The sequence below is a fragment of the Nostoc sp. DedQUE12b genome (genome assembly GCF_034530835.1).
Classification (GTDB): domain Bacteria; phylum Cyanobacteriota; class Cyanobacteriia; order Cyanobacteriales; family Nostocaceae; genus Nostoc.
Window position 1 is genome coordinate 31863 of sequence record NZ_JAVRCI010000017.1, and the last position, 23221, is coordinate 55083.

21 protein-coding genes and 2 pseudogenes are annotated in these 23221 nt (G+C 40.9%); 8 read left to right on the top strand and 15 right to left on the bottom strand.

All coding sequences use genetic code 11. The features are described from left to right. Window positions 1-66 precede the first annotated feature (66 nt). From RMY16_RS11350 to RMY16_RS11375, 6 genes and pseudogenes are all read right to left on the bottom strand, one after another. Window positions 67-279: a CopG family transcriptional regulator gene (locus tag RMY16_RS11350; RefSeq protein ID WP_322736445.1), complete on the bottom strand. Its 213-nt coding sequence runs from the start codon at window positions 277-279 to the stop codon at window positions 67-69. A gap of 55 nt (window positions 280-334) precedes the next feature. Continuing rightward, a pseudogene (locus tag RMY16_RS11355) lies at window positions 335-747 on the bottom strand (response regulator transcription factor); the annotation flags it as partial. 78 nt (window positions 748-825) lie between these two features. Then, complete coding sequence (locus tag RMY16_RS11360; RefSeq protein ID WP_322736446.1) at window positions 826-1281, bottom strand: VOC family protein; 456 nt, start codon at window positions 1279-1281, stop codon at window positions 826-828. A gap of 34 nt (window positions 1282-1315) precedes the next feature. After that, window positions 1316-2317 (bottom strand): glutathione S-transferase family protein, encoded by a 1002-nt coding sequence (locus RMY16_RS11365; RefSeq protein WP_322736447.1) that lies wholly within the window; start codon window positions 2315-2317, stop codon window positions 1316-1318. A 139-nt stretch (window positions 2318-2456) separates the two neighbouring features. Continuing rightward, entirely contained in the window at window positions 2457-4505 is a 2049-nt protein-coding gene (locus tag RMY16_RS11370; RefSeq protein WP_322736448.1) for an amylo-alpha-1,6-glucosidase, read from the bottom strand. 184 nt (window positions 4506-4689) lie between these two features. Then, entirely contained in the window at window positions 4690-5331 is a 642-nt protein-coding gene (locus tag RMY16_RS11375) for a GNAT family N-acetyltransferase (RefSeq protein ID WP_322736449.1), read from the bottom strand. Between the two features lie 61 nt (window positions 5332-5392). On the opposite strand from RMY16_RS11375, the pseudogene RMY16_RS11380 reads away from it, so the two are divergent. Further along, window positions 5393-6085 (top strand): annotated as a pseudogene (locus RMY16_RS11380) (IS1 family transposase). A gap of 186 nt (window positions 6086-6271) precedes the next feature. After that, window positions 6272-6661, top strand: a complete 390-nt coding sequence (locus RMY16_RS11385; RefSeq protein WP_322736450.1) for an RICIN domain-containing protein — start codon at window positions 6272-6274, stop codon at window positions 6659-6661. Between the two features lie 239 nt (window positions 6662-6900). Here RMY16_RS11385 and RMY16_RS11390 read toward each other — a convergent pair whose 3' ends face one another. The 3 genes from RMY16_RS11390 to RMY16_RS11400 all read right to left on the bottom strand — a co-directional run bounded on the left by RMY16_RS11390 (window position 6901) and on the right by RMY16_RS11400 (window position 8413). Further along, window positions 6901-7713 carry a PD-(D/E)XK nuclease family protein gene (locus RMY16_RS11390; protein ID WP_322736451.1) on the bottom strand — a complete coding sequence of 271 codons (813 nt, stop codon included), beginning with the start codon at window positions 7711-7713 and terminating at the stop codon, window positions 6901-6903. A gap of 157 nt (window positions 7714-7870) precedes the next feature. Then, window positions 7871-8092, bottom strand: coding sequence for a hypothetical protein (locus tag RMY16_RS11395; protein WP_322668447.1), 222 nt, complete (start codon window positions 8090-8092; stop codon window positions 7871-7873). Window positions 8093-8173: 81 nt separating this feature from the next. Next, window positions 8174-8413, bottom strand: a complete 240-nt coding sequence (locus RMY16_RS11400; protein ID WP_322736452.1) for a hypothetical protein — start codon at window positions 8411-8413, stop codon at window positions 8174-8176. A gap of 650 nt (window positions 8414-9063) precedes the next feature. Here RMY16_RS11400 and RMY16_RS11405 point away from each other — a divergent pair. Further along, window positions 9064-12591, top strand: a complete 3528-nt coding sequence (locus RMY16_RS11405; protein ID WP_322736453.1) for an NB-ARC domain-containing protein — start codon at window positions 9064-9066, stop codon at window positions 12589-12591. A 62-nt stretch (window positions 12592-12653) separates the two neighbouring features. Here the strand turns inward: RMY16_RS11405 and RMY16_RS11410 are convergent, their stop codons facing one another. The 3 genes from RMY16_RS11410 to RMY16_RS11420 all read right to left on the bottom strand — a co-directional run bounded on the left by RMY16_RS11410 (window position 12654) and on the right by RMY16_RS11420 (window position 14199). Beyond that, complete coding sequence (locus tag RMY16_RS11410; RefSeq protein WP_094351396.1) at window positions 12654-12857, bottom strand: hypothetical protein; 204 nt, start codon at window positions 12855-12857, stop codon at window positions 12654-12656. 10 nt (window positions 12858-12867) lie between these two features. After that, window positions 12868-13431 (bottom strand): peptide deformylase, encoded by a 564-nt coding sequence (gene def / locus RMY16_RS11415; RefSeq protein ID WP_322668450.1) that lies wholly within the window; start codon window positions 13429-13431, stop codon window positions 12868-12870. Window positions 13432-13911: 480 nt separating this feature from the next. Further along, window positions 13912-14199, bottom strand: a complete 288-nt coding sequence (locus tag RMY16_RS11420; protein WP_322668451.1) for a Mo-dependent nitrogenase C-terminal domain-containing protein — start codon at window positions 14197-14199, stop codon at window positions 13912-13914. A 383-nt stretch (window positions 14200-14582) separates the two neighbouring features. Between RMY16_RS11420 and RMY16_RS11425 the strand changes: the two genes are divergently transcribed. Next, window positions 14583-15485, top strand: coding sequence for an ABC transporter permease (locus RMY16_RS11425; protein ID WP_322668452.1), 903 nt, complete (start codon window positions 14583-14585; stop codon window positions 15483-15485). A 24-nt stretch (window positions 15486-15509) separates the two neighbouring features. Beyond that, entirely contained in the window at window positions 15510-16322 is an 813-nt protein-coding gene (locus tag RMY16_RS11430) for a DUF3598 family protein (RefSeq protein ID WP_322736454.1), read from the top strand. Window positions 16323-16384: 62 nt separating this feature from the next. Here RMY16_RS11430 and RMY16_RS11435 read toward each other — a convergent pair whose 3' ends face one another. Further along, window positions 16385-18616, bottom strand: a complete 2232-nt coding sequence (locus RMY16_RS11435) for a recombinase family protein (protein ID WP_322736455.1) — start codon at window positions 18614-18616, stop codon at window positions 16385-16387. Between the two features lie 87 nt (window positions 18617-18703). Here RMY16_RS11435 and RMY16_RS11440 point away from each other — a divergent pair, with 87 nt between their 5' ends. Then, on the top strand, window positions 18704-20050 hold the full coding sequence (locus tag RMY16_RS11440; protein WP_322736456.1) for a proton extrusion protein PcxA: 1347 nt from the start codon (window positions 18704-18706) through the stop codon (window positions 20048-20050). A gap of 97 nt (window positions 20051-20147) precedes the next feature. Further along, entirely contained in the window at window positions 20148-21440 is a 1293-nt protein-coding gene (locus RMY16_RS11445) for a murein transglycosylase A (RefSeq protein ID WP_322736457.1), read from the top strand. Window positions 21441-21569: 129 nt separating this feature from the next. Here RMY16_RS11445 and RMY16_RS11450 read toward each other — a convergent pair whose 3' ends face one another. Both RMY16_RS11450 and RMY16_RS11455 read right to left on the bottom strand, forming a co-directional pair. After that, entirely contained in the window at window positions 21570-21803 is a 234-nt protein-coding gene (locus tag RMY16_RS11450) for a DUF3134 domain-containing protein (protein ID WP_292745509.1), read from the bottom strand. A 204-nt stretch (window positions 21804-22007) separates the two neighbouring features. Beyond that, entirely contained in the window at window positions 22008-22436 is a 429-nt protein-coding gene (locus tag RMY16_RS11455) for a hypothetical protein (RefSeq protein WP_322667994.1), read from the bottom strand. 264 nt (window positions 22437-22700) lie between these two features. On the opposite strand from RMY16_RS11455, the gene RMY16_RS11460 reads away from it, so the two are divergent. Further along, complete coding sequence (locus RMY16_RS11460) at window positions 22701-22871, top strand: hypothetical protein (RefSeq protein ID WP_322736458.1); 171 nt, start codon at window positions 22701-22703, stop codon at window positions 22869-22871. Window positions 22872-23221: the final 350 nt, after the last annotated feature.

Here is a 23221-nt window from a genome sequence, read left to right on the forward strand (position 1 = left end):
CTTTTCCCTTTACCCCTTCCCCTTTACCCCACTTCTGCAAGAAGTCTGCTATATTCGAGTGGATATTTACTGTGATTTTGACAAACTACCAACAGTCATTGTTGAGTCTGCTGTTCCCATCTCAGAGTTTTCAGTATTGTCAACCTCAAGACTTCGGAGCAATTCTCGAATTACATCTGTTGCTGGTCTTCCTGTGAGAGTACAGTATTGTTCAAGTTTCTTCATTTCCTCAGTTGTGAGATTTACTGTAAGTCGTTTAACAGCCCATTTTTTCTTCATAATCCTCTTTTATCTTGAATATGTTGCTTTTCTCGAAATCACCAAGTCATTACGATTACTCCCGTAGTGCATAGCCTACACCACGGGCTGTATGAATCAAACGTTTTTCATTATTTTCTTCTAACTTAAGCCGCAAATAACGAATATATACTTCAATAATATTAGAATCACCCATGAAGTCGTAACTCCAAACTTTCTCTAAAATTTGATCTCTAGTAAATACTTGACGGGGATGTGAAAGGAGATATTCTAATAAGTCAAATTCTTTTGCTGTTAACTGAATGCTTCGTTTTTCCCGAAATACTTCATGAGTGCGCCTATTTAAGCTTAAATCTTCAAATTGCAACAAATCCTCGTCTGTTTCTTGCGTGCGCCGGAGATAAGCGCGAATTCTAGCTAATAGTTCCTCAATACTGAAGAGCTTAACTACATAATCATCGGCTTTGCATCTAATCCGGCGACGCGATCGCAAGTTGAAAATAAGCAGACGAAATCGACACTATTAATTAACCACAAACAGCGAAGGGGACTAATGCTAACTTCAACCTATTGGTTGATAGCCTCTAGATATGGCCGCGGTTGGTGAAAACCCTGAAGTGAAGCATCGACGATCAGGCAAACTTCGATATGCATACCATCAGGATCGGAAAATGACAAGTTAAGTACTGGCCCAAGATCGGCGATCGCGCCATCAGTCACGCCCCGATCTATGAGTTTGCGGCGGATAATCTGGAATGCTGATTCTGTTGGGGCATTCAAAGCTAGGTGGTCGATGTGTCCTCGTCCAAACATATCCGGCAATCCAGAACTATGAATATTATTAGATATCTCTGCTGCGTGAAGCACACTCTGCGATCCAGCTAGCAGAAGTGCGTGACGAAAGGCTGGGGTCGTCTCTTGGAAGATTACTGGCATCTCGAATACATCAGTATAGAAGTCGATAAAGCGGTCGATGTCTGCTGTCACCACTGCAACATGGTGGATACCTGATACAAGGCTCATGGTGTTACTCCAGTTAGATTGTGCAATTTCCTTTCTATGAATAGGGGGCGATAACTTCTCTACGAGACGCCTTAGTGAAGCGTTCGCGATCGTGCGGTTGGTCAAAATCAACGATCGGCCCCTTCGGCACAATTTGATTTGGATTAATATCAGTCATGCTCATGTAATAGCCGCGCTTGGTATAGTCTAAATTGCAAGTCGCTTTGAACTCAGGACGCTGATATAGGTCTAGTAGATAATTCCAGAGATTTGGATAGTCGATAATTCGCCGCAAGTTACACTTAAAGTGACCGTAATACACCGAGTCGAACCGATACAGAGTAACAAACATACAAATATCGGCTTCGGTGAGTTGATTGCCACATAAATATCGTTGCTGGCTCAGAATGGCTTCCCATCGATCTAAACTCTCGAAGAGTTCAGTTACCGCATCTTCGTAGGCTGCTTGTGAAGTCGCAAAACCAGCGCGATATACACCAGCATTGATTGGCAGATAAACTGCATCAATCGTTTCATCAATCTGATGCTGTAAGTCGCGTGGGTATAAGTCTATTTTTTGTGTTGCCAATTCCCCAAACTCTACGTCAAACATCCGCATGATTTCGCGAGATTCGTTATTGATGATTGTTTGAGTTTGCTTATCCCACAACACCGGAACGGTAACTCGTCCTGTGTATTTGGGAGTGGCTTTCAGATAAATCTCTTGCAAATATTGAGTGTGATTCACCCAGTCAGGAATAGCTCCCGGTGCTTCAGAAAACATCCATCCCTTGTCGCTCATAATCGGATCGACGATAGAGACTGAGATGGCATCATTCAAACCTTTGATTTCTCGCATAATTAAGGTGCGATGCGCCCACGGACACGCCAAGGAAACGTAGAGGTGATAGCGCCCTGCTTCTGCCTTAAACCCACTAGAACCATCAGCAGTGACGCGATCGCGAAACGTTGTTGGCGTTTCCTTGAACTTACCGCTAGGATCTGATTTATTCCCATCGGTTGTCCATTTGCCTTCGATCATCATTCCTGACGGCATAACTTCCTCCTAACACTAAAGCGTGTCTATAAACTTTTGAGGATTACTTCAGCATTACGTCTTTCCTTTTCTGAAAGATTTTAATTTCTTAAAAATTCTTGACAAAATCGACTTTGTAGATAGATCACGGTTTCCCGTATCAACTCGCTGTCGCCAACCAAGCACGCAAAACCTCTGCCACTGTCCAAGCTTGGGCAATGCATCCCCGTGGAGTCATCGGGGCATCACCATCAAAAATTTCGCTGAGATTACCAACACCATGCGCGTTAAGATGATTAGCCATTGGTTCCAAAAATTGACGAGCCTGTTCGGGATTTTTGTAGACGCGCAGGTGTGCTAAGACGAACGGCCCTAATAACCAACCCCAAACGGTTCCCTGGTGGTAAGCTCCATCACGTTGATACTGATTGCCGCCGTATTTACCCTGAAATTGAGGACGATCGGGGGCAAGCGATCGCAACCCATAAGAAGTCAGCAGCGATCGCCCGCAAGCTTCCACCACACCCCTTTGCTGGGTAGGTGTGAGCGGACTTTCTGGTAATGACACAGCAAATATTTGATTAGGACGCAACGCTGAATCATCACCATCAGGACTGTCTAGAACGTCATAGCAATAACCTGTCTCATCATTCCAGAAGCGAGAAAATCTATACTTTGCCCGGTCTGCCATTGCCTCATATTCTTGGTGTGGTTTACCAAGCTGACGGGCAAACTTTGCCATTGTCCGTAAAGCATTGTACCAGAGGGCATTAACTTCAATCGGTTTGCCAATTCGCGGCGTAACTACCCAATCGTCAACTTTGGCATCCATCCAGGTCAGTTGTACGCCTGCAACACCTGCATAAAGTAAGCCATCGGCGGCATCGAGGTGGATGTTGTAGCGTGTACCGCGACAGTGCCAATCAATGATGTCTGCAAGTATGGGAAAGAGTTCACCAAGCAAGGTATCATCGTCTGTAGCGCTATAGTAGGCGCGGACTGCCTCAAAGTACCAGAGAGTGGCATCGACTGTATTATATTCTGGTTGCTCACCTGCATCAGGAAAGCGATTAGGCAGCATTCCCTGGTCTACGTATCTGGCAAAGGTGCGAAGAATTGAGCGTGCTACCTCTGGGCGACCAGTGGAAATTGTCAAACCAGGTAGACTAATCATCGTGTCGCGTCCCCAGTCGCTAAACCAGTGATAACCAGCGATGATGGTTTTGCCGTAGGGGTCTTCTGGCAATGAGCGATCGACAATAAACTGGTCAGCCGCTAGTACTAGGTGGTTGATCCAATTAGGTGATTCCTTAGTTTTCAGGGGTCGATTAGTTTTCCAAAATCCTGTTAACTTCTGCTCTTGAACGCGACGTAACTTTAGTGCCGCTTCACCATTGAGATTTGGTTGTTTTTCTGTGCTGGCTACAAAGGCGTAGGCGTAGCCCGTCGTAGACATCGCTTCCCCAGGATTCAGTGTAACTTCAAAGGTGGCAGCGTGGAGGTGGTCTTCTTTATCTCTCAATCCCCGATAGCGTTCAACTGCTAAGTCAAAGCCATGGTACCAATCGTGGACGACAGATACACTAACACCTGAAACGCTGCGTAGCTTGCCGCCGTAGGCATCGCCTTTAGGTGAATCACTCAGTAAATATAGTGGTACAGCACCCGGATAAGCAGTTACACAAATCCCCTGTTCCACCTCCTCAACAGACATCTGCCAACCATTGCTTTGAGTGTCGCTGTGATAATCGCGGTAGTTGACTATTGCTTTGAGCGTCAACTTTAGCGGTTGGGTGGCACGACGCAAAGTATACTGGACATAAGTTGTGTTCGCGCCTTGTTGCATCCACACGCGTTTTTCTAATAAGGCATCGGCAACAGCAAAACACCATACAGGAATTGTACCTTCCAGAGAAAAACGTTCAATATGCTGATAACCGTGGGGACTGACAATACCATCTGCCCAACGATTGGTGTCTAGAGAATAAGAGCGATCGCCATACAATACAGTTTCATCTAGTTTTGTCAGCATTAAGGTACGACCCAGAGGTGGTTTCAATGCTGCTACCAGTAGTCCGTGATAGCGGCGAGTCAATAAACCAGCCACAGTCCCAGAGGCGTAACCACCAATACCGTTAGTAACTAACCACTCCCGCGATTCTGCAATGTCAAGATTGCCGCAGATTTCCCGCCCAAATTCTATACACATAAGTCACGCCACTTTGCTCTAAATTCAAAATTAACGATCGCCATCATGCTTTTCTCTCTGCGTTCTCTGTGCCCCTACGGTTTAAAAGTAATTTCTTAAACCACAGAGGCGCAGAGAACACGGAGAAAGGAGGAATTATTATCCCAAAATTTTACCCAGCTTGAAAGGGTTACTCTAACTTTTATTAGATTGGAGATTGATCCTCAGTTATTTGAGATTCATTTACTAGAGGGTTGAGGACAACTTCATTAGCAACACTATCAGGTTTACGAGCACGAATTGCTGGACGCGATCGCCTGTAACCTGCTCTTTCAGCTTTTTGATGTTCGTAATCAATCAATCTGCCATAATATTCATGCTTGCTTAAATTCATCGATAAGAAAATATGCTGGCGAATATTACCAAAACCTTTGCGGTTAAAAAACTTTAATGCTGAAGTATTGGTGGGATCGGTATCTACCAGCATAAACCGCGCCCCATCTTCAATCATCCGCGCGACGACTTTATCAACCAACTTATCTGCAACTCCCCGCCGCTGGAACTTTGGACTAACTCCCAACCATAAAATGTATCCATAAGTCCAGGATGCTTTGGTAATGATCGTTCCCAAAATGAATCCCGCTAATTCTCCGTCTGTTTCAGCCACAAGGCAATATTCTGGATCGGTGTTGTAAAGTCCAATCACCTCCCATTCATCCCAGGTGCGGTATAAATAAGGATATAAATCGCTGGTAAATAACCCTTCTCCCAAGTGGTAAATGGGAGCAATGTCATCAATTCCTAATTCGCGCACATAAATGGCTTCAGTTTCGTCAAAGCTTGACATAAATTTAGAAGTTGTAATTTCTGGCGTTGCATAATGGAGGGATGAATCGAGGTGTTCTACTGTGTATTGTCCATACTGTGAGTCTACTGAGATTAGAAAAAACGGTAAACGAAGAGGTAAGCAAAATCACATTTGTGTAAGCTGTGGTCGTCAATTTATCGATGTCTATAGTCCACCAAAAGGATACTCAGATGAGATCAAACAAGACTGTTTAAGGTCATACGTCTCTTGTCTTGGGATTTCGAGCGATCGAGCGTGACAAGGGAGTTCATCATACAACCGTAATTTATTGGCTAAAACTTATTGGCGAAAAACTTCCAGATGCACCGCCAATTAAAGAGATACCATCCGTTGGAGAGTTAGATGAACTGGAAACCTTTGTAGGTTCAAAAAAAACAAAATTTGGTTGTGGACGGCAGTAAATCACTTTTGTGAAGGAATTTTAGCTTGGGTTTTAGGAGACCATAGTGCAGAAACATTTAAACCTTTGTGGGATATTGTTTGCTGCTGGCAGTGCTATTTTTATGTTACCGATGGATGGAAAGTTTACCCCAGTTTTATTGAGCCAGGCGATCATATCGTTAGTAAAACATATATTACCAGAGTAGAAGGTGAAAATACACGTTTACGTCACTATTTAGCACGCCTACATCGAAAAACACTTTGCTATTCCAAATCAGTGGATATGCTTAAGTACTCCATTCGTTTATTACTACATTATTTAGAGTATAGAGAAGTACCTGTATTTGCCTAAATCATCCCGCATTTATGCAACGCCTATTTTTTATTAAAATATAAAAATTTTTATTCAATATCTCTTAACTTTCTTAACTTTCCTTGCGTATTTATTAACATTTAAAAAAAAATATAAATATGTATATGTTTACTGGTAATATACGCTAATAGCGAAATTTACAAAATTAAAAAGGTGCAATAAATCATGGCTGGATACTCACGGATTACTCACAGAGAAAATGGTAATGTGCTTGATGGTAAAGGTTCTGATGACACAGTATACCTAAATGCGTGGAATGGAGGTGATTATCAACAGTGGAATTTTGAAGAATTAGGAGGTGAATGGTATAGAATTACACATAAAGAAAGTGGACGTGTACTTGATGGTAAAGGTTCTGATGACACAGTATACCTAAATGAGTGGAATGAAGGTGATTATCAACAGTGGAGCTTTGAAAAATTAAATGATAATTGTGTAAAAATTATACACAAAGTAGATAGACGTGTGCTTGATGGTAAGGAAGACGGCATTATATACCTAAATGACTGGAATGGTGGTACTTATCAACAATGGTTCATCGATCCTCTAGAATAACGAACCTATTGTTAGTCATAAGTTAAAAGTGAGTTATCCATTAATGCACACGACTGGATTTATGATAAATTAATATCCAATTGTGTGTATTAATGGATAGTTATTTTATGCTTAAATACTCAATTCGCTTGCTACTGCATTGCTTGAAGTATAGAGAAATACCTGTATTTAGTTAATTCATCCCGCATTTATGCAACGCCTAATTTCTTTATACCCCTATTGGATTTTACAAACATCCTCTAATGTATAGGGTTGAGTGAGACTTCTTGAATGCTATCAAAATTTGGCAATGAGTCTTTTACTGCTTCTTCAGGAGCTTGTGTGCGCTCGCACCGTTTGGCAAACTGACAATAATCACAGGTTTTACTACCCTCCACTACTTGAGGAAACTGCTGGTTATTTTGGTAATTTTCCAGCCAATTAGTTAACTGGCTTAATAGTTGATTAAGTTTCTTTGCTGTTAGTGTGTGTTGAGCAGTATTGTAATTAAATTTAATATTTTGCGGTTTGCCCTCAGATTGGACAAACCAGTAAGTCATGGAAATCTTTTCTGGCAAATAGTCGCTAGTTTCTGCCAATACATACAGATAAAGGCGTGTTTGCCAGTTGGATTCTAACTTGCGTTTATTGGGTGGTTTAGGATAAGTTTTCCAGTCGAGGATCTGCGCTTGTTGGTTATCTGCAATCAATAAATCATAGACAACCGTCAGCAAATAATCCTGAACTTGCAGAGTTCGGTAGTGTTCGCTTTCACGGAAAGTTTGATTATCAGATGCAGCCGTTAAAATTTCTGGCGCTGCATCAGCAAAACCTAGCATCCAGCTTTGCAGTTTAGCATCTGCTTGCAGGAAACTATCAATTGGCAAACCCATTTCTCGCTGCTGCATTAGCAGGTGAAAACGACTACCCAAAGTTTGCCGTTCTTCTTGTTCTGGATTTGAGGGCGAATTGAGTTGTTCTAAGTAGGTATGTTGAAATTTACGCGGACAAGCTTCTAGTAAGTTAAGTTGTCCTTGAGACAGTCGCAGTAGTTGAGTGGGAGTTGACAGCATTCTTCTATTTTAGAAGTAAATTATAATCTGCAACTCACCGAAATAGTGCTGAGTGCTGAGTAACGAGTGCTGAGTAAAAAAAGAATTAGGTAATGCATATTTAATTTTCACCAGATGTTTAGTACTCAGCACTCCTGAAAGATAGTTCTCACATCTGCTATTTCAACTCGTCTTTATCTACCTCATCCTGGCGATCGGAATGTTTACTTTTTCCTTGGGACTTGATTGAGCCAAAGCTATAGGCTATAGCTATTTTAACGATGTCAAAATATGCCGGGTGATTAGCTTTATTAACGATCGCCAAAGAAATTGACCCTGCCACTAAGATTACTAAAAGTGGCGAAAATGTTTCTACCCCAGAGCCGTTGTTGTTAGACATGATACGATCTCCAAGTGAAAAGTTACGAAGCCTTTGGCTGACCTTCACTCAGCTAAAGGCTATTTATGGTCAGTATGAGTCTTAACCCCAAGACTCGAACATCATGGCGATCGCAAATAGACAGACTAGGAAAATCGCTATCTTCGCAACCCATGACCGTAGACTTGCGGATAAAAGCATCCCAACGATCGCATTTACCCCAAAAGTGTGAGACACAACAAAGGCTATTCCCAGCCCCAGCAGCCCCAGCAGAAAATATTTGAGTCCTATACAAAACCACTTGAACAACAGATTATCGTTATCTTTGAGACTGGGTTTCATAGTTTTTTCCTGTTTTGATTGAATCTAGGTAGCAGTTTGCGCTCCCCCGACCACACTAAGGAAACAGCGAATCTCCACAGTTTTGCTCCCACCAAGTCAAGGTTGACAAAAGTCCTACTCCTGAATGGAGTGGGAATATCAACAAAAGTGGTTTTGATATTTGCGGCTTATGAAAAATTAAGCTCTTTGATGAATTACCAGGGCAATCTGGATATCAAAAATTAGGCGTTCAATGCGCGTAACATCACAGAACGCGCACTACGCGCATTGAACCCTCGAAATTCCTACAGGCAATTTGTATACTTGCCTTTTTCAGAATTTGCAGTTCCAGTCTTTGCCTTTATGTCTTACTCACTAAGTTTCTTTAATTCACCCGTAACCTTACTAAGTCACCGTGGTTTCTACTGTTAAACTCACTATAAAGTAACTTAGTTACTTAGGTCAAGGTAAACTATAAAGAAAATTATCTAAATAACATAAGATACGATAAAAATCCCTGAAATATCTAGCTAAAGAGGGAAAAGGAAATCAGAAAAACTGTCCCCTATTCCCTGTCCTTTGTCCCCTTCGTCAATGAATGCTCACTTTTTGCAGGAATCTTGACTCACATAGTGAGATAACATTGGTGTGTAGTCTGTCTTTGTGTGAGTATGAGTGTCATTCCCGAAAAGGTTCTTTTGGCTTTAGCCGAAAAACGGTGCTTGTCTAACAGCGAGATCGAGGTGTTTTTACACGCTGTTCATGGACAATCGCCAAATGCGATCGCGAAAAAATTGGCAATCAGTGCCGAAGCAGTACGCAAAAGATTGAGCGAAGTTTACAAAAAATTTCATGTTACTGGTAGCGGCCCAGGTAAGCTCACTAAGTTACAGCAAGTTATAGAATTTGAGTATCAAGCATCTTCACAGACTGAGAAATCCATTATCCAAAACCGTCAAGATTGGGGTGAAGCGCCTGGTGTCTGCTTTTTTCAGGGAAGGATAGCAGAATTATCTCAGCTAACGCAGTGGCTCATTAAGGATAACTGCCAACTAGTGGCAATATTGGGAATGGGTGGAATCGGCAAAACTGCTTTATCTGTGAAACTGGCGAAGGAAGTTCAGGAAAATTTTGAGTACTTGATTTGGCGAAGTCTCCGCAATGCGCCACCTGTTGCAGAGATGTTAGCGAACTTGATTAGATTTTTATCTGATGACAAGGAAACAGATTTGCCAGAAACAATAGATGCGAGAGTAACACTGCTGATTCATTATTTACGAGAGCATCGTTGTCTTGTGGTATTTGATAATACAGAGACAATTTTACAATCAGGCGATCGCGCCGGACAATATAAACAAGAATACGAAGATTATGGTCAACTACTTAGTCGAGTAGGGGAAGAACCACATCAAAGCTGTTTAGTGCTGACATCTCGTGAAAAACCAAAAGAATTTGCTTCTTTAGAAGGAGAAGCATCACCAGTCAGAACATTATCGTTAATTGGCTTAGGAGAAACAGAAGGGCAAGAAATTCTCCAAGATAAAGGATTATTTGGCTCACCACAGGAATGGGCCAAGCTAGTTGAAAAATATTCAGGTAATCCTTTGGCGTTAAAACTAGTTTCTGAGCCAATTCGGGAGTTATTTGGTGGTGATATTGCTGCTTTTCTAGCTGAAGGAGAGATAATTTTTGGTGATACCCGGAATCTACTAGACCAGCAATTTGAGCGCTTGTCAGAGATCGAAAAAGAAATAATTTATTGGTTAGCAATCAAGCGCGAGTTAGTTTCTCTAGACGAATTGCTCAATGATATTGTGCGTCCTTTGACCAAAAGGGAAGTGATGGAAGCGCTGGAATCTCTACGGAGGCGATCGCTAATTGAACAAAGAACAGCACTTTTCACCCTCCAGTCTGTGGTAATGGAATACATAACCGACCAACTTATTGAACAAGTTTGTCATGAAATTACCACTAATAATATTAGACTATTTATGAGCCATGCTTTAATGGCAGCTACGGCCAAAGATTATATTAGAAATACTCAGATTACCCTGATTATCAAACCAATAATAGATAGATTATTAATTATTTTTAGATATGCTAAAAATATTGAACATCATCTATATCAAATTTTATTGTCCCTGCGACAAACTCCCCAAACAGCAGGATATGCAGGTGGAAATCTATTAAATATTCTTTGTCAATTACAAACTGATTTTAGCGGCTATGATTTTTCTAATCTGACCATTTGGCAAGCATATTTACAAAGTGTGAATTTGCATCGGGTGAATTTTGCCAATGCTGATTTAGCTAAATGCGTTTTTGCCGAAACATTAGTTAGTATTTCGTCAGTCGCATTTAGCCCGAATGGAAAACTTTTGGCTACGGGTGATGCTGATGGCAAAACTTACTTGTGGCAAGTTGATGATGGAAAGCTACTTTTTACCTGTATTGGACATAGCAGCTGGGTAAAATCAGTTGCCTTCAGTCCTGATGGTCAAATTTTAGCTAGTGGCAGTGATGACCAAACAGTGAAATTATGGGATATTCATGATGGTAAATGCCTGAAAACCTTGCACGGACATAGCAATTGGGTCAGGTCAGTTGCCTTTAGTCCCGATGGTCAAACTTTAGCTAGTGGCAGTGAAGACCAAACAGTGAAGTTATGGAATGTCCACATCGGCAAATGTCTGATAACTTTGCAGGAGAACACCAATCGAATTATGTCAGTTGCTTTTAGTCCCGATGGTCAAACTTTAGCTAGTTGCAGTGAAAAGCAAACAGTAAAGTTATGGGATGTTGGTGATGGTAAATGCCTGAAAATTTTGCAAGGACATAGTAGTTGGGTAAGGTCAGTTGCTTTTAGTCCTGATGGTGAAATTTTAGCTACTGGCAGTGACGACCAGACGGTGAAATTATGGGATGTTCGTGATGGTAAATGCGTGAAAACCTTACAGGGACATACCAATCGCGTCTGGTCGGTTGCCTTTAGTGCCGATGGTCAAACTTTAGCTAGCGGTGGTGACGACCAAACGGTGAAATTATGGGATATCCGTAATGGTAAATGCCTGAAAACCTTCCAAGGGCATACCAATCGAGTAAGGTCAGTTGCTTTCAGTCCTGATGGTCAAACTTTAGCTAGTGGTAGTGAAAACCAAACAGTGAAGTTATGGAATGTCCAGGATGGTAAATCCTTGACAACCTTGCAGGGACATAGCAATCGCGTAAGATCAGTTGCCTTCAGTCCCGATGGTCAAATTTTAGCTAGCGGCAGTGAAAAGCAAACAGTGAAATTATGGGATGTCCGTAACGATAAATTTCTTAAAATTTTGGAAGGGCATAACAGTTGGGTACGTTCGATTGCCTTCAGTCCTGATGGTCAAATTTTAGCTAGTGGCAGTGAAAAGCAAACAATTAAATTATGGGATGTTCACACAGGGAAATGCCTCAAAAAATTGCAGGAACATACCAATCGAATTAGGTCAGTTGCTTTTAGTCCTAATGGTCAAATTTTAGCTAGCGGCAGTGACGACCAAACGGTGAAGTTATGGGATGTCTACACCGGAAAATGTCTCCAAACCTTGAAAGGGCATACCAGTTGGGTAAGATCGGTTGCCTTTAGTCCCGATGGTCAAACTTTAGCTAGTGGCAGTGAAAACCAAAGAGTCAGGTTATGGGATATTTATACAGGAGAATGTCTCCATATTTTGGAGGGACATAGCAATCGGATCAGGTCAGTTACTTTCAGCCCAGATGGTCAGACTTTAGCTAGTGGTAGTGATGACCAAACCGTGAAGTTATGGGATGTTTTCATGGGCAAGTGCTTCACAACCTTGCAAGAACATACTAATCGAATCTGGTCAGTTGCCTTTAGTCCCGATGGTCAGACTTTAGCTAGTGCTAGTGAAGACCAAACGATAAAATTATGGGATGTCTATAATGGCAAGTGCCTTAAAACTTTGCAGGGAGCTAATTGGGTAAAGTCAGTTGCCTTTAGTCCCGATGGTCAAACTCTGATTTGTGGTAGCCAAGATGAGACAATTAAGCTTTGGGATGTATCGACGGGTGATTGCCTAAGAATACTGCGATCGCCACGACCCTACGAAAAAATGAATATCACTGGGGTTACAGGGTTAACCGCAGCGCAGTTAGTGACGCTCAAAGCTTTAGGGGCAGTGGAAAATCCAGAGCAAAAATAAAAGGTAAAAGAATGAATTTTGCCTTTTCCTTCATCCCTTTACCTTTTTTATGTACCTGATGCTTATTTCATGTTAGCCCTTGCGTCCTTAACTGCGGCAAAGAAAAATAATCCTGTAAGTGGAATGCTTAATACCAGGATAATTGCCGTGGCTGTGAAACCAAAATCTGGTTGTCCGTAACCGAGTTCAAAAATCGAACCGACGGCTGCGATCGCACTTACACAAGAACCGCCCAGAAATAAACTGCTTTTTGGAGTTAAATACACTACTGCCCCCCTATGCTATTGGTTTCACCGCTTGATACGAGAAGCCATTCTTAGATAGCTCCTGGGCTAAAGTCAAGGAGTTTTCTACACGGTCTACAAATACCACGCCGTTAAGGTGATCCATCTCGTGCTGAATGCAGCGTCCCAGAAGGTCATTAGCCTTCAATGTCCGGGGACGACCGTACTCGTCTTTATAAGCGATTTCCACGACTTCGGGGCGCTTTACGTCTAAATATACGTTGGGAATACTCAAGCATCCTTCTTGGGCAACAGAGAGGTCGCGGCTGACTTGTTTAATAGTGGGGTTAATCAACACCAAAGGCTGATTAGCTGCGTTCTCTGGTTCCAGATCGATGACAACTAGTTGTTTGTGAATTCCCACTTGGGGTGCAGCCAAACCAATGCCATCTTTGCTGTACATAGTTTGCAGCATTTCGCGCACTATTTGGCGAAGTTCGTCATCAACTTTAGAAATCCGCTTTGCAGCTTGACGCAGCACGCGATCGCCTAAATAATGAAGTTCCAAAGGTGGATTTTTTAACTTTTTTTTCTCGACAGCAATTTCAGAGGGCATGAGTCTTGATAGCTAGATGGTGAAAATTCCTACTATTTTCATTCTATCAATCTCAGTTAGAGGATGTTTAAAAAGTCCTGGAGTATACCAAAAACCCATCTGCCATTTCTCTTTTTGCTTGCCTAACGGCAGGCTGATGCCAAGAGTGAGAGGCTGGGAAAACCTTATTTTATCGTCAGGAAGGTTTGCTAGGGGGTTATGTCTCCGAGGTTGTATTGTTAGCAATAATACTTTTTAAATATCCCCTTAGACGTAGTACCAATCTCCAAAATAATTATTGTGAAGTCACGTTGCACCATACTTGGAGCGATCCTTTTATCGAGGCTGACATCATTAAACAGTACTTTTAAATGTGAAATCGATTGTCAGTCGTTTACCAGCCTATTTCTGATTCTTATCTGATTGCAACTAGGATTTCTATACAATTTTTGTTAGTAAAAAGATTTATCCAATCAATTTGTTATTGATGGAAACCTATATTTAGCAATATTTTCTAGCATCTTCACCACATTCATTGACTAAATATAATAAACACTTAAAACGAAGAGTAACTATCTGTTCGTAAAGAGGGTTCAATTTACATAAAGGTGGAATCTGAAACAGAGTCCGACCGAAAACTTTAACAGTTCTTGCAAAAGGGCAATTGGAAGGAATTATTTTGCACAATAGTCTGGCTAGATTAGAATTATGTATTTCTACGGACTCAAGCTGATAGCGGATCTGGTTTAAGAAGCTATTGTTCAAATTGGCTTTATTTAAGAAGTTCATGGTTCAACTTTCCTTTCATCAATCTGTTTCTCCCTATCAAATTACTACGATATCCAGAGAAAAACATAGTATAAATACCAAACTATTTTCCTACTTTTTTGAGGTCAGTTTAAAGAACCGTAGAATTGCTGATAAACCAGAAGAGCTAGCCAATTATTATCAATAACTGTTAGAGGCAATAGTGAGTATATCTGTGGCAAATGGCATAAAGAGCGAGTAAATGGTCAAGGCAGCAAGAAGACAGAAGAAGGAAGTAGCAATAGATAAAAGCTGATATATTGGCAAACTTTACACCATTGACTATAAATAGTGGTGTTATTGACGTAAAAACGCAAAAGCTGAACTTAATGCTTTGGCGTTAAGTTCAAATTTTGAGGTGATGTGTGTTTAAATCTTTCACGAAACTTGACTATCTGCTGAAAGAAACTTTCCTCGGTTTATTGCGGGGAGGTTGGATGAATTGGGCCGCTGTCAGTACTGTGACGGTGTTACTGTTTTTATTCGGTTTGAGTTTGCAAACCTCTTGGCAAGTCGAAAAACTTCTCTATCAGTTTGGTAGCCAATTAGAAGTGTCAGTTTATCTCGAACCAGATACACAAATCGAAAGTATTGAGCCACTCATCGCCAAAATGCCAGAAGTTGCGGCGATAAAAACCATTACTAAAGAACAAGCTTGGACTAAGTTAGTTAAGGAAATGAGAATTTCTGATATTGAGGGTGCTACCCAGCAACTAGGTGAGAATCCTCTGGTTGATGAGATGAAGGTGAAAGCACGTAATTCTCAAGTTGTACCAACCTTAGCAACACAGTTGGCTAAATTACGAGGAGTTGAGACGGTGCAGTATGTCGATGAAGCAGTTAAACGCATTGCCCAGTTGCACCGAGGACTGAACTGGATTACTTTAACAATTACGATTATTCTGACTTTAACAGCGATCGCAGTGACTACCACCACAATTAGGCTGATTGTCATGGCGCGTCGCCAGGAAATTGAAATTATGCAACTAGTGGGAGCGACTTCTGTTTGGATTTACCTCCCGTTTATTTTACAAGGAATTGCCTTTGGTTTGGTTGGTGGTGCGATCGCTTGGAGTTTCATTTCTGTGATTCAACAGTTTCTCGGTAAGTTGCTAGTCAATCAACCTGAGTTTATCCAAGTCATCACCAACAGAGTGCAACTCACTCCAGCAGAAATTTTATTATTGCCCCTGATTCTTTTAGGTTTCGGTGCAGCTGTAGGATTAATGGGGAGCTTATTTGCTGTCCGACGTTTTGCTAAAGGATAGTCATTGACAAATGACAAATGACAAATGACAAAATCACAATGGGAATGTTTTTTGCAGAATCTCGGTGTTTGGGAAGGTTCATTTACGAATTTTTCTCCCCAAGGAACATTTTTGAATGATACTCCTAGTTGTCTTTCCCTAGAACATTTGAACAATAGCCAGAAAGTGCGCCTAACTCTGAGCCGTTCGGGACAAGATATAATCAGAGACTTTAATACCGTGGGAGGGGGTCTGCTGTTTTTTGAAAACGGTTCATTTTCTGAAGGTTTAATCCAGCTAGGGCCATTTTCCGAATTTGGTGGAGAACTCGCTTTTGTTCATGAAAATCGCCGCTTACGTTTGGTACAACTGTTTGATAGTACCGGTCAGCTAAAGGAATTAATTTTAATTCGAGAACATCTCGCTGGAACCCCAGCAACAGAACGTCCAACTTTGCAGATAAATGATTTGTTGGGAGAATGGCAAGGTCAAGCAGTAACCATATATCCAGATTGGCGATCGCCTGATACTTACTCTACAACCTTGAAATTACAACTTGATGATGCTGGGCGATTAATCCAAAGTAGCTCTTTTGCAGAACGCACAATTACCTCAACTGCTTCCATCAAAGGCCCGATTGTTCTCTTTGACCAAAACCCAGAAAAGCAGGTGCAAGTATTATTTTTACCAGATGGCGCTTCTGCTACATCACCTGTAAAAGTGCAGTTACGCCAACCATTTTTTATGGAAGCAGGTTGGTTAATCCAGCCAAACCTACGCCAAAGGATGATTCGCAGCTACAACGAGAAAGGTGAATGGGTTAGTTTGACTTTAGTTACTGAAGAAAAAAAGCTTTGATCTAGCGGCTTGTCGTCAGAAATCGCTCTATTCTAACTAAATTTTGCGATATAAAGTTGTACTCAATTAACATTAGCCTCAGAAATAACAGTCACACAGGCATTTACTAAGGGTAACAACGGCCCTAGTTGCTCTTGTCCATTCACTGCTAAATCGCTGTGACACAAATAAACTCTCTCAGATACACGAGAGAGCAAATCTGTCAAAATTCTTTGCAATCGTTGTTCTTCTGCCAATTTTTCATCTTCTGCTGTCCAAGGTTCGCCTAATCTATCTCGGAGAAAAAATGGCGCACCAAACAAAGTCGCTGCACCACCTTTCGCCCATAGAGGTGAACCAGCATCCAGCCAAAAATGCCACTGGTGCGATCGCCTACTAGATCGATATTGAAATATAGTTGCTAAGGTAACAGCCTTTCTCGCTCCACCAATGGGGCGCACTGGGTAAGGGTTGGCGGTAATCGTACCCCGTCGCAGTAATTGAATGAATTCAATAATAGTTGTATGAGGCGTTGTTTCAACTGGGGCAATTTGTCGTAACCTGGTGTCAATTTCCCAGTAGTGTTGGGCGGTTTCTAATAATTCCCGTAATGCTGCTAGTTGTTCGTAGGGAAGATTACTACCATTCCACAAAAAGCGCTGAATTGCTCTGTCTAAAAGAGAAATGGGACTGGGAATTAACCGCAGTTCTTGCTGCGATCGCTGCTGTTCTAACCACTCTAATATTTCACTATAGGCTGTAGTCGCTGCATAGCCGATTCGATCCCAGCGCTCGAAGGCTGACACTGGTAGCAAGTTGGGGCGATCGGGATGGGGTACAAAGCAGTAATCTGCAATCAAACCAGCACGTACCGGGTCAATGTGAGTGCTGAGTTGGGAGTGCTGAGTGCTGTTAGCGGTAGCGGGGCGTTCAGCCCGTGAGGAGTTAGGAGTTAGGAGTGTGGCGTTTTCTGGTGGTTGTTGTTTTCTGCTCAATACAACCAGCATTTCTGCGACGGCATCCCGGTCTACGAGGCGACCCAAGCCGGGATAAACTAGTGCCAGCATGGTGAGTAAGGCGCGAATCACGGGCGAACTAATTAGGGGACGTTGGTCATTGAGCGATTCTACCTGGATATTTTGCTTGACGAGGATTTCTACTAGAGTATAACGAGCGATCGCATCTAAACCTGGTGCAATAATCGCCACTTCTTCTGGTTGCACTTGCTGTGATTGGATGGCATTAGCAATTACCTCTGCTGTTTGTCGCAATAATTGGGCGCGGGAGGTGGTTTGAATTGAATGCACTGTTTTTGGTAAACTCAACATTACCATCGGTTCTGTAACCAATTCCACCATCTGTTTAGTCAGTTGCTCGCTCAGAGACTCTGGAGGCGGCCCATTCAAAATTTCTACCCGACAACGTTCTGCTAACCCCTCTAGGTAGTTAGGATCTGCTCCCAATCCCAATCGCACCGCACCGTCAGGATTGTAACTAAATGCGCCAACTGCACCTCGATCTAATAGCAATTCAAACAAAAGACGCGCTACGCTGGGATATTCATCAACATCATCCGCCAATACTGCCTGATAGCGTTTAGTTAGGTGCTGCTGATAATTGCGATCGCTTAATAAGTGCTGACTATAAAGTTCGGTAATAATCCCATAAGTAAGTAACCCCCTCTCTAAACACCAATTACGCCAATCTAGCAGCAAAGATGCCAAAAATTCCGACTCTAAAGTTGTAGTATTTTCCCCCAAACCTTTGGCCAAAATCTGGGCAATATCTTCGCAAGGTATACCACTGTAAGCTGCTAATTGTAATAAGTCCAAGATGCGACGCACCAAGCGAGATTCATTCACTCCTGCAAGACGTAAAATTTCTTCGTCTAATTGCGGACGCCAAAGTTTGGTTGCTAACTCTTGCTCAGTTTCTGGTCGCAATCTTACCGGAAACTGTGCTTTCAGCTTCAACGAGTTAATCAGCAACGGCCAAAATAAAATGACTTCATCCTGAAAAAAACCTAGTGGCGTCTTGGCACGAACCGGATATTTACCCAAAGTGGAGGTAACAATTATATCTCCTAACTCTCGACGATTATCATCATTGGCAGCTAAAACTAAAACTCCCGGCTCTGTTTGTTTAAGATATAAAAATTCGGGTACATGACCAGTTTTTTTACGTCCTGTTTTTTTCGTATAAAATGATTCAGTATATTGTTTTTCTGATGTTACCCAATTACAAAATTGCTCTACTAAGCGAGCTGTCTTACCACTGCGGCTAGTGCCAACAATCCAAACCGAATGAGAAACCACAAACTTTCTCCTTGTAGATTTGTTAGTATACCTCGTGCGTTAACTTAAGGTTAATAGTCACCAAATAATGCTGAATGATTATCTGCAATGAAAAACTCTGTTTTTAGTCAAAAAATTTATTCTTTCTTACTTGCTGCTTATCGATGGTACTTACAGACTCCTGAACGTTCTTTAGATGAAGCTTATGATGCAGCATTAAAGATTCAGGAAATAGAAGATAAGCATTTCAATGGTAATAAAATAGACATTGACTCAGCCATGTACAGTAACAGCGTGATGGATTATTTTGAGTCAGACCTCAACAAGCTATTAAAAATTGCCAGGATGCGGCTGACGGAGTTTAGAGGAAGCCGCTGGTTTTTAAATGAAGAGAATCAAAAAGCTGCCCAAAAAGCAGGTATAGAGTATCTAAATCCTTCTTTAGTTTTAGAAAAGCTAAACTTTATCGATCAAGTTATATCTAAATACACAACTAGCTCCGATAAAACACCTTCCAAAGCTTTAGTAGTACAACCTCCAAATTTACCAGTTAACTCTGTCACATCTGACGAAAAATCTTTGCTTGTCAATACTCCACCATTACCACCCAAAATACCAAATCAAGACTTAAAAAATAAACCCAAAGTCAAGAGTAAAACCGATACAATGGGTGTTTTACCTCGCTCTATTTTAAGTACTATCAGTCGTCTGCAAGTTGAATTAGACCCCAATTCGGAAGAAGAAGTAATTCAGAGCTTTCGTCAAACTCAGAAAAGAACAATAATATCTATCAGGTTTATTTTACTATTAATTATCATACCACTTTTAACGCATCAAATAGCAAAAGCTTTTGTAGTCGGCCCAATTATTGACAGATTCAGAAGTACTCAGGAAATGCAGATATTTATCAATTCCGAAATGGAAGAGGAAGCCCTTGTAGAATTACAAAGATTTGAAGAAAAACTCAAGTTTGAAAATCTCATTATCAAAGCCCCTCCACTGTTACCTGAGCAGATAGAGACTGAAATGAAAAATAAGGCAAAAGAGATTGCTGAAGAATTTCGTCACGAAAGCTCTGGTGCTATCAAAAATGTTTTTGCAGATATGTTCTCGGTGGTTGCTTTTATCTGGCTTTTGTTAGTCAGTAAGCCTTCTATTGCTGTAGTCAAAGTTTTCTTTGATAATATTGTCTATGGACTTAGTGACAGTGCGAAGGCATTTATCATTATTTTGTTTACTGATATCTTTGTAGGATTCCACTCTCCTCATGGCTGGGAAGTACTTTTAGAAGGAGTATCACGCCATTGGGGATTACCGGCAAATAGAGATTTTATCTTCTTATTTATCGCTACATTCCCAGTGATTTTAGATACTATATTTAAGTATTGGATCTTCCGCTATTTGAACCGGATATCGCCTTCTGCTGTTGCCACTTACCGTAATATGAATGAATAGGGAATAGGGAATAGGGCATTGGGCATTGGGTAAAATTTTTGGTGTTTGATTTTAGAATTTGAGCGAGGTGGAATCATCTTAAAAATTTTTAGTTTTAATGAAAAAGACACTTACTGGATTAGGAAAGTTTAACAAAATTATCGCCATCAGTTTACCTGTAGTTTTGTCAATTTTACTGGTGCGGATGCAATCTTTGACTGATCGAGAAGTCATTTCACCAGAATGTCAGGTGATAAAGTGGAATATTCCAGTGTCCTTGACTGCTGAAAATCAAGATGCATTTCCACAAAAGCAAAAATTACCATTAATCCAAAGACTACCAATTACTTGTTGTGAAAGTGATACCTCTTGTTTGGATGAAGTAATTTATGGAAAAATACCAGAGAAAAAGGCACTGATCGGTGCGATCGCTCGCAGTCTCCAATATCTGCAAACAGCTAATGCTGCGGCTGCTTATCAAAACTATCCGGTGGCGGGAATTACGCGCGATCGCGTCATCAAAAGCTTGCAAAGATTCCGCGAACTCCTATTAAAAACCAATTCTGCCACAGAATTACATCAAGCCATCGAGCGGGAATTTGTTCTTTACCAGTCAGTCGGTAAAGATAACCAAGGTTCCGTTTTATTCACCGCCTATTATGAGCCACTTTACGCAGCCAGTCGCGTCCCGACAACAGAATATCGCTATCCTGTTTATCGCTTACCCCCTGATTTCAACTCTTGGACTAAGCCTCATCCCACACGCGAGGAGTTAGAAGGAGCAGATGGTTTACAAAGTGCAAAAGGGAAATTACGAGGATTAGAGTTGTTTTGGTTTCGCGATCGCCTCGAACCATATTTAGCTCAAATTCAAGGTTCAGCGAAACTTCAGCTTCCCGATGGTACTCAAACCACAATCGGCTATGCGGGTAATACTGCTTATAACTACAAAAGTATTGGGCGAGAATTAATAGATGATGGCAAATTACCGCAAGAAGGTGTAACTATGCCAACTATTCTCGATTATTTCCAAAAGCATCCCCAAGAATTAAATATTTATATTCCGCGCGATCGCAGCTTTGTTTTTTTTCAAGAAAATCACGGAAAGCCAGCTCAAGGTTCGATCAACGTACCATTAACAGCAGAGCGTTCTATTGCTACAGATAAATCTCTCATGCCTCCTGGTGCTTTAGCGTTGATTCGCGCTTCTATTCCCTTTGTTAATCCTACCGGAAAAATGCAGGAGCGCATTATTAGCCGCTATGTTCTTGACCAAGATACCGGAGGTGCAATTAAAGGTGCAGGTAGAGTGGATTATTTTTTAGGTACTGGAAAAATCGCAGGCGATCGCGCTGGTGTTACAGTCAGCAATGGACAATTATTTTATCTCTTACTTAAGTCCAAAAATTAAACACACTCGCATTTTAATACTAAAATTCCCGACTTTTTTAGATAAGTCAGGAATTTTAGGCTTTTGGCGTAAATGAAACACCCCTGACGCAGGAGCGTCATTACGAATTACGAATTACGAATTACGCTACTAGGCTTCCAAATCCATTTCACCATCATCATCGTCATGATCGTAAGGGATATCATCAAGGTCTATCATTTCGGAAATTTCTTCTACTTCAGTTAGATACTCAGATTCTTGATGTTCGCGTTCGATTAGACGACCAGTTGACTTCAGCCATTCCAAGAGAATAAATTCATTACTTGTACGAATTACAGGCGCTCGCTGGTTACGAGGTTCTTCACGCAGAGGACTTATAGGCATAAGAAAAACTCACTTTAAACTACAGGTTAGCGTACAAAAACGTCAAAATTGTACATTAGGGTTAAAAGTCTTGTATGACAAGTCTTTTTTCAACAGACAAAATATGACCCATTGAAGTTTTGTCTCAAGTCCATTTAGCTACTTACCATTAAAATGTCACAGTGTCAGTTTTAATAATAAATATTTCAGTGGATGCAATATATATTACAAAGCATTTGGTACCTTAATGAGAGTTTCATACATATCAGAGGGTAATGCAGACAGTCTATTCGCTACAGCGACTGCATCAGCTAAGTTACTAAATTGACACCGGACTATTTCTTGTCCATTTCCTGAAGGAAATCGTTTCCTAGCTTTATTAGATACAGCACAAATAATCGCTAAAGCTTTGGCGAACCCGTCTTTTGTCAATATTCTTTCTTGAGCGAACCCTTCAACAGGGATAAGACAAACCTCAAATCGATAGCCCGGTCTAGGAGAAACAGCTATGTCGATATATGGTTTATCTTCTTTTCTGATTCGGCGTAAATATTTGGCTGTTAAATTAGTGTCATGCAAATCAGTCCCAAGGGCGTAAGTAAAAAAGCAATCTTCTGTGAGGGATTCAGGACGAGTAATTATATCCGTAGGCATAAGTTCTAGTAGTATCGGTATGTTGTCTGCATGTGTAACACACTATACTTGTCCGTTCTTCTTAGCACATTTTTTGACAGTTAGATGTATCAGTGTCAAGCGAGACATTGAAATACATTTTGACTAAAATTTCATTTTTTGAAATACTTGTGACATCAAACACCTTCAGAATCAAAGGGTGTAGAGATTTAGATTCGGAGAGGGGTCTATATAGTCAGTTACATAACCGAAAATATTTCTCAACATAATAGAATCATAACATAGGTGACGCCAAATCCTGCGATCGCTTCTCCTGACAGCATCGGTGAATCCCTAAAAGCGATCGCGATCGCAAACTATCTGAATATTTATTTATACTTATCTACTTATAAACTGAGTAAGAACTGCTACATTAACGTAATTATGGAGAAGCTTAAATATATTTTGGGAATTTAGAGCTGTTTGAAAAACGATTTTTATGGCAATTTTATTTCTTTTTTTAAAGAAAAATCTGAAGCTTTCACTTAATATTTAGTTTTGATTATTAAGACTTTTTAGAGGTTTTAATCAGTAATTAATATACTTTATTAATTACTTGACAAACTGCACACTATTAAAACTTAGTCTGAATTTATAGTTTGCGGCTATTTATCTCAAAGTTGTGGATTTTTCAGCGTTTTTTGTGTTTGTCACGACATCAAAAAAAATAAATAGTGGTTTATGCTACCTAACGAAATCATTAATCGTGCCATGCACGTTATTGACTCAGTGCTACTACGGTTTTCGTAGTGTAGGTAGTAAAAATA

What these genes read in the sequence shown, in the direction of transcription:
- RMY16_RS11350 (WP_322736445.1), bottom strand. Translation starts at nt 279, where the DNA reads ATGAAGAAAAAATGGGCTGTTAAACGACTTACAGTAAATCTCACAACT.
- RMY16_RS11360 (WP_322736446.1), bottom strand. Translation starts at nt 1,281, where the DNA reads ATGAGCCTTGTATCAGGTATCCACCATGTTGCAGTGGTGACAGCAGAC.
- RMY16_RS11365 (WP_322736447.1), bottom strand. Translation starts at nt 2,317, where the DNA reads ATGCCGTCAGGAATGATGATCGAAGGCAAATGGACAACCGATGGGAAT.
- RMY16_RS11370 (WP_322736448.1), bottom strand. Translation starts at nt 4,505, where the DNA reads ATGTGTATAGAATTTGGGCGGGAAATCTGCGGCAATCTTGACATTGCA.
- RMY16_RS11375 (WP_322736449.1), bottom strand. Translation starts at nt 5,331, where the DNA reads ATGTCAAGCTTTGACGAAACTGAAGCCATTTATGTGCGCGAATTAGGA.
- RMY16_RS11385 (WP_322736450.1), top strand. Translation starts at nt 6,272, where the DNA reads ATGGCTGGATACTCACGGATTACTCACAGAGAAAATGGTAATGTGCTT.
- RMY16_RS11390 (WP_322736451.1), bottom strand. Translation starts at nt 7,713, where the DNA reads ATGCTGTCAACTCCCACTCAACTACTGCGACTGTCTCAAGGACAACTT.
- RMY16_RS11395 (WP_322668447.1), bottom strand. Translation starts at nt 8,092, where the DNA reads ATGTCTAACAACAACGGCTCTGGGGTAGAAACATTTTCGCCACTTTTA.
- RMY16_RS11400 (WP_322736452.1), bottom strand. Translation starts at nt 8,413, where the DNA reads ATGAAACCCAGTCTCAAAGATAACGATAATCTGTTGTTCAAGTGGTTT.
- RMY16_RS11405 (WP_322736453.1), top strand. Translation starts at nt 9,064, where the DNA reads ATGAGTGTCATTCCCGAAAAGGTTCTTTTGGCTTTAGCCGAAAAACGG.
- def (WP_322668450.1), bottom strand. Translation starts at nt 13,431, where the DNA reads ATGCCCTCTGAAATTGCTGTCGAGAAAAAAAAGTTAAAAAATCCACCT.
- RMY16_RS11420 (WP_322668451.1), bottom strand. Translation starts at nt 14,199, where the DNA reads ATGAACTTCTTAAATAAAGCCAATTTGAACAATAGCTTCTTAAACCAG.
- RMY16_RS11430 (WP_322736454.1), top strand. Translation starts at nt 15,510, where the DNA reads ATGACAAAATCACAATGGGAATGTTTTTTGCAGAATCTCGGTGTTTGG.
- RMY16_RS11440 (WP_322736456.1), top strand. Translation starts at nt 18,704, where the DNA reads ATGAAAAACTCTGTTTTTAGTCAAAAAATTTATTCTTTCTTACTTGCT.
- RMY16_RS11445 (WP_322736457.1), top strand. Translation starts at nt 20,148, where the DNA reads ATGAAAAAGACACTTACTGGATTAGGAAAGTTTAACAAAATTATCGCC.
- RMY16_RS11450 (WP_292745509.1), bottom strand. Translation starts at nt 21,803, where the DNA reads ATGCCTATAAGTCCTCTGCGTGAAGAACCTCGTAACCAGCGAGCGCCT.
- RMY16_RS11455 (WP_322667994.1), bottom strand. Translation starts at nt 22,436, where the DNA reads ATGCCTACGGATATAATTACTCGTCCTGAATCCCTCACAGAAGATTGC.